This is a genomic window from Streptomyces sp. YIM 98790 (genome assembly GCF_011421595.1).
Lineage (GTDB): Bacteria > Actinomycetota > Actinomycetes > Streptomycetales > Streptomycetaceae > Streptomyces.
Genome location: NZ_WTLH01000074.1, coordinates 16,985 through 28,247 on the forward strand (window position 1 = coordinate 16,985; position 11,263 = coordinate 28,247).

Annotated in this window: 11 protein-coding genes; 8 read left to right on the forward strand and 3 right to left on the reverse strand. The window is 74.8% G+C overall.

The window, feature by feature from the left end; translation table 11 throughout:
• The first annotated feature begins 6 nt into the window (after positions 1-6).
• The 3 genes from GQS09_RS14510 (at position 7) to GQS09_RS14520 (ending at position 2,860) form a co-directional block, all read left to right on the forward strand.
• Positions 7-327 (forward strand): L-rhamnose mutarotase, encoded by a 321-nt coding sequence (locus tag GQS09_RS14510; RefSeq protein ID WP_165986477.1) that lies wholly within the window; start codon positions 7-9, stop codon positions 325-327.
• 110 nt (positions 328-437) lie between these two features.
• Positions 438-1,460, forward strand: a complete 1,023-nt coding sequence (locus tag GQS09_RS14515; RefSeq protein WP_165986478.1) for a LacI family DNA-binding transcriptional regulator — start codon at positions 438-440, stop codon at positions 1,458-1,460.
• Between the two features lie 125 nt (positions 1,461-1,585).
• Positions 1,586-2,860, forward strand: a complete 1,275-nt coding sequence (locus GQS09_RS14520) for a VanZ family protein (RefSeq protein WP_165986479.1) — start codon at positions 1,586-1,588, stop codon at positions 2,858-2,860.
• A 143-nt stretch (positions 2,861-3,003) separates the two neighbouring features.
• Here the strand turns inward: GQS09_RS14520 and GQS09_RS14525 are convergent, their stop codons facing one another.
• Positions 3,004-4,365, reverse strand: coding sequence for a tetratricopeptide repeat protein (locus GQS09_RS14525; RefSeq protein ID WP_165986480.1), 1,362 nt, complete (start codon positions 4,363-4,365; stop codon positions 3,004-3,006).
• Positions 4,366-4,491: 126 nt separating this feature from the next.
• On the opposite strand from GQS09_RS14525, the gene GQS09_RS14530 reads away from it, so the two are divergent.
• Entirely contained in the window at positions 4,492-4,719 is a 228-nt protein-coding gene (locus tag GQS09_RS14530; protein WP_165986481.1) for a hypothetical protein, read from the forward strand.
• 30 nt (positions 4,720-4,749) lie between these two features.
• Here GQS09_RS14530 and GQS09_RS14535 read toward each other — a convergent pair whose 3' ends face one another.
• Positions 4,750-5,697 carry a sigma-70 family RNA polymerase sigma factor gene (locus GQS09_RS14535; RefSeq protein ID WP_165986482.1) on the reverse strand — a complete coding sequence of 316 codons (948 nt, stop codon included), beginning with the start codon at positions 5,695-5,697 and terminating at the stop codon, positions 4,750-4,752.
• Between the two features lie 158 nt (positions 5,698-5,855).
• Between GQS09_RS14535 and GQS09_RS14540 the strand changes: the two genes are divergently transcribed.
• The 4 genes from GQS09_RS14540 to GQS09_RS14555 all read left to right on the forward strand — a co-directional run bounded on the left by GQS09_RS14540 (position 5,856) and on the right by GQS09_RS14555 (position 9,716).
• Positions 5,856-6,278, forward strand: coding sequence for a secondary thiamine-phosphate synthase enzyme YjbQ (locus tag GQS09_RS14540; RefSeq protein ID WP_165986483.1), 423 nt, complete (start codon positions 5,856-5,858; stop codon positions 6,276-6,278).
• Positions 6,279-6,424: 146 nt separating this feature from the next.
• Complete coding sequence (locus GQS09_RS14545; RefSeq protein WP_165986484.1) at positions 6,425-7,123, forward strand: VCBS repeat-containing protein; 699 nt, start codon at positions 6,425-6,427, stop codon at positions 7,121-7,123.
• Between the two features lie 8 nt (positions 7,124-7,131).
• On the forward strand, positions 7,132-7,887 hold the full coding sequence (locus tag GQS09_RS14550; RefSeq protein ID WP_165986485.1) for a VCBS repeat-containing protein: 756 nt from the start codon (positions 7,132-7,134) through the stop codon (positions 7,885-7,887).
• A gap of 329 nt (positions 7,888-8,216) precedes the next feature.
• A complete protein-coding gene (locus GQS09_RS14555) occupies positions 8,217-9,716 on the forward strand; it encodes an FUSC family protein (protein ID WP_165986489.1) in 1,500 nt (499 codons plus the stop codon).
• A 306-nt stretch (positions 9,717-10,022) separates the two neighbouring features.
• On the opposite strand, the gene GQS09_RS14560 is transcribed toward GQS09_RS14555, so the two are convergent.
• Positions 10,023-10,904, reverse strand: coding sequence for a sirohydrochlorin chelatase (locus tag GQS09_RS14560; protein ID WP_165986486.1), 882 nt, complete (start codon positions 10,902-10,904; stop codon positions 10,023-10,025).
• Positions 10,905-11,263 lie beyond the last annotated feature (359 nt).

Below are 11,263 nucleotides of genomic sequence, written 5' to 3' on the forward strand. Positions count from 1 at the left end.
CGCGCCGTGCAGCGGGTCTGTTTTCTGCTGAAGGTCCGGAAGGACCGGCTGGAGGAGTACCGGGAGCGGCACGCCGCGGTGTGGCCGGAAATGCTCCAGGCGCTCACCGAGGCCGGCTGGCGCAACTACTCACTGTTCCTGCGGGAGGACGGCCTGCTCGTCGGTTATCTGGAGACGGAGGATTTCGCCGCGGCGCAGCAGGCCATGGCCCGCACCGAGGTCAACGCCCGCTGGCAGGCGGAGATGGCGGAATTCTTCGAGGCGCTGGACGGGGCCGCCCCGGACGAGGCGATGAAGCCGCTGACGGAGGTCTTCCACCTGCCGTGACCGGGCCCGCCCGCGGGTCGGTGTGGCGCCGCTGCGGCGGCCATACCATGTCCCGGGCGGTGAGTGGACGGATGGGCGGTCAGCCGGTGAAGGCGAACGGGGAACGGGACATGGCGCGCACGGTCGGCATCAAGGAAGTCGCGAGACGGGCGGGGGTGTCGGTCGGCACCGTCTCGAACGTCATCAACCGCCCCCACATGGTCGCCGAGGAGACCCGGCAGCGGGTGCGCGCCGTCATCAGCGAACTGGGCTATGTCCGCAGCGAGTCCGCCCGCCAGCTGCGGGCCGGGCAGAGCCGGATCATCGCCCTGCTGGTGCTGGACATGGCCAACCCCTTCTTCGCCGACCTGGCCAAGGGCGCGGAACGGGTGGCGCGGGACTCCGGGCTCGGCGTGATGGTCTGCAACAGCGCCCAGAGCAGCTCGGAGGAGGCCGACTACCTGGCCCTCTTCGCCGAACAGCGGGTGCGCGGCGTGCTGATCACCCCTGCCGACATGTCCGGGCGGAACCTGTCGGAATTCGGCAGGCACGGCATCCCGTTCGTCTTCGTGGACCGGGTGCTGCCCAGCGCCGAGGGCTGCTCGGTCTCGGTGGACGACATCAAGGGCGGCACCCTGGCGGTGCGGCACCTGGTCGCCCAGGGGCACCGCGACGTGGTCTACGTCAGCGGCCCGATGTCGCTCAAGCAGTGCCAGGACCGTCGGGAGGGCGCGCTGGCCGCGCTGGCCGAGGCCGGGCTCGGACCGGAGGCGCTGCGCCACGTGGAGGCGCAGCGGCTGGACGTCCGGGCCGGACGGGACGCCGGCGCCCGCCTGCTGGGCATGTCGCCCCGTCCGACCGCCGTGTTCTGCGCCAACGACCTGCTCGCCCTGGGCGTGCTCCAGGCCCTGTTCTCCGCGGGCGTCCGGGTGCCGTCCGACACCGCGCTGGTCGGCTACGACGACATCGAGTTCGCCTCGGCCGCCGCCGTGCCGCTGACCTCGGTGCGGCAGCCCGCGGTACGGATGGGCCGGGAGGCCGCGGAACTCCTCCTGGAGGAGACCGGCGAGGCATCCGACCGCCACGTCCACCAGCGCATCGTCCTGGAACCGGAGCTCATCGTGCGCGACTCCAGCCTCACCCCCCGCGGCTGACCCCGGGCGGCCCGCCGGACCGTCCGGACCTGCCTTAACGTGGTGTCTGCGGGCGCTCCGGGAAACCGGTACGCGCCCGTCCGTTCCGTGTGCCGTGCCGCATCCGTGCCCCCGGGAGTCAGTCCGTGCTCCGTCCCTACCTGGTGCCCGTCGAGACCGCCCTGTGGCTCTACCCGGTCGTCGCCGCACTGGTCCTGGTTCCCGCCGCGGTGCGCGGCTACCGCCGCCGCGGCCGCGCGGGCGGCTGGTCGGCCCTGGTCGGCTACACCTTCGTCTTCTACCTGCTGGCCGCCTTCCTCCAGACGGTCATCCCGCTGCCGCGGGAGAGCGAGGGACTGTGCACCGCGATGCGCTACGCCGCGCACCCCCAGCTGGAGCCGCTGGACTTCCTCCGCACCGTGTCCGAGGCGGGCGGCGGCTCCTGGTCACCGCTCGGGCTGCTCGGCCTGATGCCGTTCTGGACCGCGCTGCTGAACTTCGTCCTGCTGCTGCCGCTCGGCCTCTACCTCCGCTACTACCTGCACCAGGGTCTCCTTCCCGCCACCGCGCTCGCCTTCGGCACCTCGCTGTTCTTCGAGACCACGCAGTACACCGGCCTGTGGTACACGTACTCCTGCCCCTACCGGCAGTTCAACGTGGACGATCTGCTCCTCAACACACTGGGCGCGATCCTCGGCTGGCTGCTCGCGGGACCGCTGGCCGGGCTGCTGCCGCGCCACGACCCGGACGGCGAGCGCCTGCGGTACGGGCCCCGGGTCACCGTGCCGCGCCGGGCACTCGCATACGGCTGTGACCTGGCGGGCTGGCTGATCGCCTGGACCCTGGCCACCGGTCTGCTGTCGGTGGGCGCCGAATGGGCAACCGGCCGGCGGCACGCCCTCCTGGTGGGCACCGTGCTGGCCGTCGTGTGGTTCTGGCTCCTCCCGCTCGCGTGGGGCGGAGCCACCCCGGGACAGCGCGCGGTGCTGCTGCGGGTGGCACGGCCCGACGGCAGCCGCGCGGGAGCGGCCCGGCTGACGGCCCGGCAGGTCCTGACCCACGCCCCGCTCGGGCTGGGCTGGGCGCTTCTGGCCGTCCGCACCGGCGTGCTGCCGTTCCCGGACGGCACGCCGCGGCTGCTTCTGTGGGCCGCGGCCGGGGCGGCGGCGTTCCTCGCCTGGGTGTGGTCGCCGCTCGCGATCCTGGTGCGCGGCGACCGCCGGGCGCCGGGGGAGCGGTGGACGGGCACGGCGCTCGTGGCCACACCGAACCGCCGCGAGCGGCGTCGGCCGCCCCGGCAGCGGAACGCGCAGCAGGAGCAGGAGCAGGAGCAGGAGCAGGAACCGGGCCGGGAGCCGGGCGGGACCCCACGGACGGCGGAGCCGGAGCCCGCCGCGGGGCGGAGGGGCCGCCCCGGCTGACACACCGGGCGGCACACGGGCCCCCGGGCAGCCGCACCGCGTGGGCGGTGCGGCCGGAGACGGCCAGGGCGGTGGCGTGGCGGTGCGTCAGTGCGGCCGCCCCCTGCGTCACGCGGGCAGCGGGCCCGGCCCCCGCAGTGAGCTCAGAGCTCCCGGGGCCGCGGGCCGGTGCGGTGGACGGCCATGCTCCGCGCGCGGTCGTGGAGCTGACGGGCATGCCGGTTCCGCAGATGCGGACGCAGCAGCGACCGCATGGTGCTGAAGCGCTCGTCGCAGCGTCCGGAACGGACGTGGGGGTAGTCGTCCAGGGCATGGTTCCAGGTGGCGCAGGCTTCCTCCAGCAGCCCTGCAGCCAGTTGCCGTTCGGCGAGCATGAAGCGGCGCCGCACGGTGGTGCGCTGGTAGCCGACGTGCCGCAGCCGCTCGGTGGCCTGCATGGCGGCGGCGGAGCCGCCCCTGTCCCCGAGGTGGTGGCGCACCTGGCTGACGTGGTACATCAGCGCGGCCGGATCGTAGGCGGCGAACGCCTCGTCGCCGTTCCCCGCCCGGTCCAGCGCCCGTTCGGCCTCCCCGAGGTGGCGCAGGGCGGCGGAACGGTCACCGGTCTGGGCGGCGGCGTGTGCCTGCTGGCCCGACAGGAACGCCCGCCGCCGTGGATCGGCACCGGGCGCCGCCTCGGCCGCGGCATCGGCCAGCCTCCGGGCCACAGGGCCGTGACCCAGATCCACCGCCTGCACGCTCATCATGCGCAGCGTTCCGCAGTAGGCCAAGCGGTCGCGTGCCGCTCCGGCGAGTTCCAGCGCCTTGCCGTAGTAGCGCTGCCCCAGGCCGTGCAGCGTTTCGTCCACCGCCATGTAACCGGTCAGGCGGCACAGCCCGGACGTCGCGGACAGCAGCGCCTCCCGCACCTGCGTGGTCGCCTCCGCAGCCAGGTACAGGGAGACGGTGTTGGCCAGGAAGCTCACGGCCATGGGCCGGGCATGGTATGTGCCGAACTCGTCGTCCAGTTCGGAGATCCGGCGGGTCATCGTGGTCACGGTGGCCACTTCGCCCATCCCGATCCGCTGCCCCGCCCCCTGGCGGAGCGCCGTCGTGCGGCTCACGACCTCCGGCCACTCGGGCACCGCCAGCGCCACCGAGAAGAACGCCGCACCCAGCACACCCCTGCGAGACGGATCCATGTCCTGCCTCCAAAACTCCGCCAGTTCCTCCACGGTACGGGCGTGGGAGCGGGGCGTGGAGTGCGCGGGGAGCGGCGGGAAACCGGCCTCTGCGTGGGTGACCGGGTGGTTCAGCCGGCGGCTCAGCACCTCCAGGATCAGCCTGCGGACGGGGGACCTGGGCATCACCCCGTTCAGCCAGTGGCACACCGACGACCCGTCATAGCGCAGCTTCCGGCCGGTCTCGGTGCCCAGGCGATTGATCCGCCGGGCGAACTGTTCGTGGGTCCATCCGGTCTGCTCCAGCAGCAGGCGGAGCCGGTCGTTCGGCTGTCGTGGCGCCATTGTGCAACTCCCGCGGTTCCAGCAGGCTTCAGGGTTTTCAGACCGCCCGGTGGACCCGACAGTACCGCCGGTCACACACCTTCGGTTGTGCTGTGTGCACGCAAGGTGAGTGCAGCGGGAGGTGACATGGGCGGTTCGGAACCGCGCCCCGGCCGCTGGGTGCGGGACACCCTGACCGGCAGAGTCGGCATCTACCTGGGGAAAACCGAGGCCGGTCACATGCTGTGGCCGCCGTACCGGGGTCCGGCCTGGGCGGTCGCCGATGAATTCCTGAAAGTGCTGAGCAGGCAGGAGGAGCTGCTGGAGAAGGTGCGCGCGCTGAACGAGCGCAGCACCAGAGGGCCGTGGCGGTGACCGGGCACCCCCGGTACCCCGCCCGGCCGGTCAGAGCAGGACGACCTGCAGAGCGTCCAGCTCCTCCTCGTCCGCGACGAGATCGATGGCCGCGATCCGGCCGCCGGTGATGGTGAACGACCAGGCCACCTTCACCCGGCCGCCCGGGGCCCAGACCAGGCCGGACGCCCCGCCCAGCAGGGCAGGACGGGCACCGGCGGAGCGGCCCCGCAGGAACTCGCTGACCGCCGGGACCCCGCGGATCTCCGGCGCCGCGCCGATCGCCACCGCGACGCTGTCGGCCCGCACCACCACCTCCGGATCGAGCAGCGTCAGCAGGGCCTCGAAGCCGCCGCCGCGCGCGGCTGCCAGAAACGCGTCGATGATCTCCCTTCGGCGGCCCGGCGAGGTGCCGTCCGGGGAGGCCGTCCCCGGGTCGGTGCCGCGGACCCGGCGCCGGGCACGGCTGGCCAGCTGGCGGGTGGCGGCCGGAGTGCGCTCCACGATCGGCGCGATCTCGTCGAACGGCACCCCGAACATGTCGTGCAGGACGAACGCCAGCCGTTCGGCGGGCGAGAGGGTGTCCAGAACGACCAGCATGGCCAGGCCGACGGAATCGGCGCGCACGGCGGCGTCTTCGGGCTCCGCCCCGAAGCTCCCCCCGCCCGCCGGCCCTTCGGCGGCACCGCCCGGGCCGGGCGGCTCCCACGGGCCGGCGGAGCCGGAGTCCAGCGGCAGTTCCCGCCGGGTGGAGCGGGAGCGCAGCATGTTCAGTGACACCCGTGCCACGACCGTGGTCAGCCAGCCGCCGAGGTTCTCCACCTGCTCCGTGTCCGTGCGGCTCAGGCGCAGCCACGCCTCCTGCACCGCGTCGTCCGCCTCGCCGGCCGAGCCGAGTATCCGGTGGGCAACCGCCCGCAGCCGGGAGCGGTGTGTCTCGAAGCACTCCGCGAGACCTCGCTGTCCGTCCTGCTGGTGCCCGGTCGGGTGTGGGTCCATGACCGGCATTCTCCTTCCGTGCGCCGTCGTCACTTCATGACCCGGGCCGGGGCACCGGTGTGACGCGGCCGCGGTCACGGCCGTCACCCGCCCCCGCGCGGCGGCCAGGGACGGGCGGCGGGCCGCCAGGCCCGGGGCCGCTGTGCTGGGATGGAGACATGTCTGATGCCTTCACCACGCGAGTGATCGATGTCGCCACCGGCAGCCGGGAGACCGTCCACGACATCACCGGGGAGTGCGAGAGCTTTCTGCGGGAGGCGGCGGCCGGACGGGACGGGCTGCTCAACGTCTTCGCCCCGCACGCCACCATGGGCGTGGCGCTGATCGAGACCGGCGCGGGCAGCGACCACGACCTGCTGTCCGCACTGCGCGACCTGCTCCCGGCCGACGACCGCTGGCGGCACCGGCACGGCAGCCCCGGCCACGGCCGCGACCACGTACTGCCGGCCATCGTGCCGCCGCACGCCACGCTGCCGGTGACGGGCGGGCGGCTGGCCCTGGGCACATGGCAGTCGGTCTGCCTGGTGGACACCAACGGCGACAACCCCCGCCGCCAGGTGCGGCTGTCCTTCCTCGGGTGACACGGCGGCGGTGCCGGGGCGCCCGCCGGACGTCACCCGTGCCGTCCTCCGTCACGGGGGTGTCGGCGGCCCGGGGGATTTCCTAACCTCGGGGAATGCCTATGCACTTGCGTGATACACGCTTAGCTCGCAGGACGCGTCCGGCCGTGGCGGCGGCCCTGGCCGGACTGCTGCTCGGGGCGGCGGCACCGGCCGCGCACGGCGGCGGACACCCGCACGGCGGCACATCCGGCTACCCGCCGCTGATCATCGGCTCCCCGCAGGCCCGCTCCAGCGACGGCCACGTCGTGGTGCTGCACGGCTCCCGCTCCGGGTACTCCGCCGGGCGCTCCACCACCCTGATCCCCGGCGAGGCCGGGATTCCCGACGGCGGCGACTACGAGAACTTCGGCGACACCTTCGCCAGGGGAGACCTGAACGGCGACGGTCACGAAGACCTGGTGGTCGGTTCCCGGAGCAGGCCGCTCACCATCGTCTGGGGCACCGCCGACGGCCTGACCGGCGGTGGTGTCCGGGTCGGCGGGCCCGGGGAGTTCCCGGCCGTGGGCGACTTCGACGGCGACGGCCGGGACGAACTGGCCCTGCTCGCCGACCGGCAGCTCACCCTCCACCACCCGGCCGAGGGCCGGGCCGCCCCCGAGCCCGCGGCCGTGCTCACCGAAGGGCTGGAGTGGGAGCCGCAGACCCCCACCGATGCCCGCAGCCGCCAGGCGCGCGGGCTGATCGCCGCCGACTTCGACGGCGACGGCCGGGACGAACTGGTCGCCCGCGGTGTGATCCACCCCATGATGGACGGCTCCCTCGCCGCCTGGGCCGCCTACTTCCGCGCNTCGCCCGCGGTGTGATCCACCCCATGATGGACGGCTCCCTCGCCGCCTGGGCCGCCTACTTCCGCGCCGGGGACGGGGGCGGGGGCGGGGGCGGGGACGGCGGCATGGCGCACGTCCGTGAGCTGTACCGGGAGTTCCAGGGCTTCTTCCCCGACTCCCCCGGCAGTCACACGGCCCTGGCCGGGGACGTGGACGGCGACGGCTACCAGGACCTGGTGACCGCCGAGGGCAGCCACGACTCCCGGCTCACCCTGTACTACGGCGGCCCGCAGGGTCCGGCCGGCGACCGGGAACCGGTCTTCCTGGACCGCGCGGCCCTCGGTCTGCCGAGGGACGCCCACACCGACGAGGCCGACAGCCGCGGCTGGAGCTTCTCACTGGCCGACGCCACCGGCGACGGGTACGCCGATCTGGCGCTCGGCATCGCCCACATCCCCGGGGCGGACGGGAGCTACGCACGCGGGCAGGTGGTCTTCGTGCCCGGGTCGCCCGGCGGGCCGGACGCCTCCCGGGTGCGGCAGATCGACCTGGACAGCCCCGGCGTCCCCGGTGACACCGCCGGCCACTGGTTCTTCGGCCGCGACGTGCAGCTCCTCCCGGCGGCCGGACCGGGCCGGGTGGGCGGTCTCGCCGTCGCCGCCACGGTCTTCCGGGGCCAGAACGACGACGTCACCGTGATGCCGGTGGTCCGCGGCGGGCCGCTCACCCTCCTCTCCCGCCAGTTCACCGCCGCGGACTTCGGCGTGGAGCGGAGCTTCGGCGGGATTCTGGCGTCCTGACCGCGGTCGGCGTCCGGCCCCGCCTGCCCCCAGCCCGTGCCCGTGCCCCGTGCCCCGGGCTGCGGGCCCGGGGACGGTGCGGGCGCCGGACGCCGACCGCGGGGCCCCGGGCCCGCGGCGCGGCGGCGCCCGAGTGGAATCATTGGCGGATGCACGTATATCCTTGAGTCATCCCATGCATCTCGGCGCCGCGCAGCGCCGGACGGCGACGAGGCCGGACCGGAGCGCGGTGCCTTCGTCATGTCCACCGCATGCCGCCCACCATCCCCGGGCCGCAGCCCGGCGTGACGAGCTGCGACCCAAAGGAGCGGCGGACCGCCGTGAAGCGGATGTTCGTGGCCCCCGATCCGGGGCTGTTCCGGCTGCGGAACTCCACCCGAGCGGTGCTCGGCATCGGCCTGGCCGTCACCACGACGGCCCTCGCCGGATTTCCCCTGACCGCCTGTCTCACCGGAGGACTGGCGGCCCTGCTGGCCCTGTTCACCGTCACCGACACCACAGTGCGTGCCCAGGCGGTCACCACCGCGCTGCTGCCCGCCGTGGGGCTCCCGGTGCTGGCCCTGGCCACCGCGCTGCACGCCCAGCCCCTCGCCCGCGACGCCGCCTTCCTGGCGGTGGCCTTCGCCGGAGTCTGGGCACGGCGCTGGGGAGTGCGCGGCAACACGCTCGGCATCTTCGCCTTCATGACCTACTTCGTGGTCCAGTTCCTGCGCACCGGAACGGAACAGTTCCCGGTCCTGGCCGCGGCGGTCACCCTCTCCCTGGCGGTCGCGGCGCTGACCCGCTTCGTGCTCTGGCCGCTGGACCGCAGCAGCCCGCCGCCCGCGCTGCCCGGCGAGCGGGACGCGCCCGGACTGCGCCGGGTCAGCCTGCGGCTGGCCTGCCAGACCACCGCGGCCTGCGCCTTCGCTCTCGGCGTCGGTCAGGCGGTGTCGGCCGAGCGCTGGTACTGGGCGGTGGGCGCCGCCTGGTGGATCTTCGTGAACACCGCCTCCCGGGGCGAGACCCTGGTGCGCGGCTTCCGCCGGGTGGCCGGCACGGTGCTCGGCATCGGCGCCGGCATGCTGGTGGCCCTGCCGCTGGACGGCGCGCTGCCGGCCACCGTGCCGGCGGCCGCGGTCTGCGTGTTCCTCATCTTCTACACCGCACCGGTGTCGTACTCCTGGATGATGTTCGCCGTCACCGTGCTGGTGGGCCTGCTCTACGGGCTGATGGGGCTGCTCCACCCGGGGCTGTTCGCGCTGCGCCTGACGGAGACGGCCGTCGGCGCGCTGGGTGCCGGGCTGGCCGTGGCGCTGGTGCTCCCGGTGACCACGCACGCCGCCACCGTGGACTGGATCCACCGGACCCTGGAATGCGTGCGCGAATGCGCCGTGCAGGCGGGCCGCCGGGCGGCCGGTGATCCGGCGGCGGACCCGGCCCGGCCGGCCGCCGAGCTGGCGCCCCTGCTGGCCCGCGCCCGCATGGCGCTGGCCCCGCTGCTGCATCCGCTGAACCCGCTGCGGGCCCGGCAGGCCCGCGCCCGGCGGATCATGGCGCTGCTGGACGAGTGCGCGGTGCGGGTGCGCGCCCTCGCCGACGAGCTCGCCGCGCCCGGCTCGGAAGCGGGCACGGAAGCGGGCACGGCCCGGAACGTGGGCGTGGTGGCGGCCTGTGCCCGGGTGGAGACCGCGGTCATGGCGCTGCTGGCCTCCGCGGAGCCGCCGCCCCCGGCGGCCGAGCCGGACCCGCATCCGGCGCTGGTGCAGCTCCACGGCCTGGAGGCCGCGCTCGCCCGTCTGGCCGCCCCGCTGCACGCCTCCCCGGACGCTCCGGTGACTGCCGCCTGAGCCCGCCGCAGGCACTCGGGCCGCCGGGCCGGTCAGCGCCCGGGTCCTCCGGCGCTCCCGGCGTGAAGCGACCGCACCGGCGCAGGCGTGCGCGGCCCGGCGCTCCCGGGCCGGGCCGCGGAGCGGGACGACCCCGCCGCACGCCGTGGTCGCTCCCGCCCACCGGTGACTGCCGTCCGGCAGGAGGCGCCCACCGCAACGGACGGCACGGACGCACCGGGGGACGGCGGCGGACAGGCGGACCGGAGCCCCGCGGTTGCCCGTCCGTCGCACCGTCCCGGGTGCTCCGGCGCATCCGGCGCCGGCTCAGCGCACCGGCGCGGTGGACGGCTGCGGGCCGATGCCCAGCTTGGCGCTGTACGCGGAGACCAGCAGCTTGCCCACGGCCGGGTAGGCCCCCAGCGGCTCCGAGGCCGGGCAGCCCGCCTCCTCGGCGGCCGCCTCCAGCAGGCCCTCCGGGATCTCCGGACCGATCAGGCAGGGTGCCAGCGCGAGCTGCCGGGAACCGGCGGTCAGCAGCCGCTGCGCGGTGTCCGCGACCGAGCCCGCTCCGTCCAGCGCGGCGGCGAGCACCGGCACGGCCAGCCGGGCGGAGAGCAGCATGCCCGTGATGCCCGCGGCCTGCACGGCGTCCTCGCCGCCCAGGGTGGCCAGGATGATGCCGTCGGCCGCCGTGGTCACGGTGAACAGCCGTGCCCGGTCGGCGCGCGCCAGCCCGGCCTCGGACAGCCGCACGTGCACGGCCTCGGCGAGCAGCGGGTGCGGGCCGAGAACGTCGGTCAGCTCGGCACCCGAGCCGCTGTTCAGCACCGCCTGGCGGATCAGGCGGAGCTGCGCGCTGTCCGGCCCGGTCAGCAGCGGCACCACCACGGCGGGCAGTTCGTCGGCCGGCTTGTCCTGCGGGCCGGTCAGCCGGGCCAGCACGTCCTGCAGCGACGGGAACTCGTCGCCGTCGCCCTCGGCGAAGCCGATACGGGCATTGAGGCCGGGAAGCTCGGCGCGTGCGATGCTCACCACCTCCTCCGCCAGGCTGCGGCTCTCCGCGGAGGGCGGGCCCGGGACCGCGAGAACCAGGGCCGGTGCGCCGTCGGGGGCGGTCACCGGCTCCGGGCGGCGGTGGCGTCCGGGCTGGCGGGGACGTGGCATTCGTACGGGCAGGCCCTGTTCCGGACCGGTGGGGGAGCTCATGCCGCCGCATGTTAGTGCCTTGATGCGCTTGGCTGTTCGGCCGGGGTGAGGGAGTCCGGATCTGTCCTGATTTATCCTGCCGCTGTTCGGCGCTTCGGCGTGTCTGAGGGGGGAACGTCCGGCATATTTCGGCCATTACCGCAAAACCTGGTGCGGAACCCACCGGAATACGCCGGTTTGACACCCCGTCGGTACGGGTCCGGGGGCCGGGAACGGGGTCCGGGGCGGGGGTCGCCGTCGCCGTCGGTGCGCCCGTCACGGCCCGCGGCGGGTGCCGGTCAGCCGGGGGCGCCGGGGCGCAGCAGCAGCAGGCGCGGGTGGGCGGGCAGCCGCAGGGCGTCCCGGGCCAGCCCGGCGGC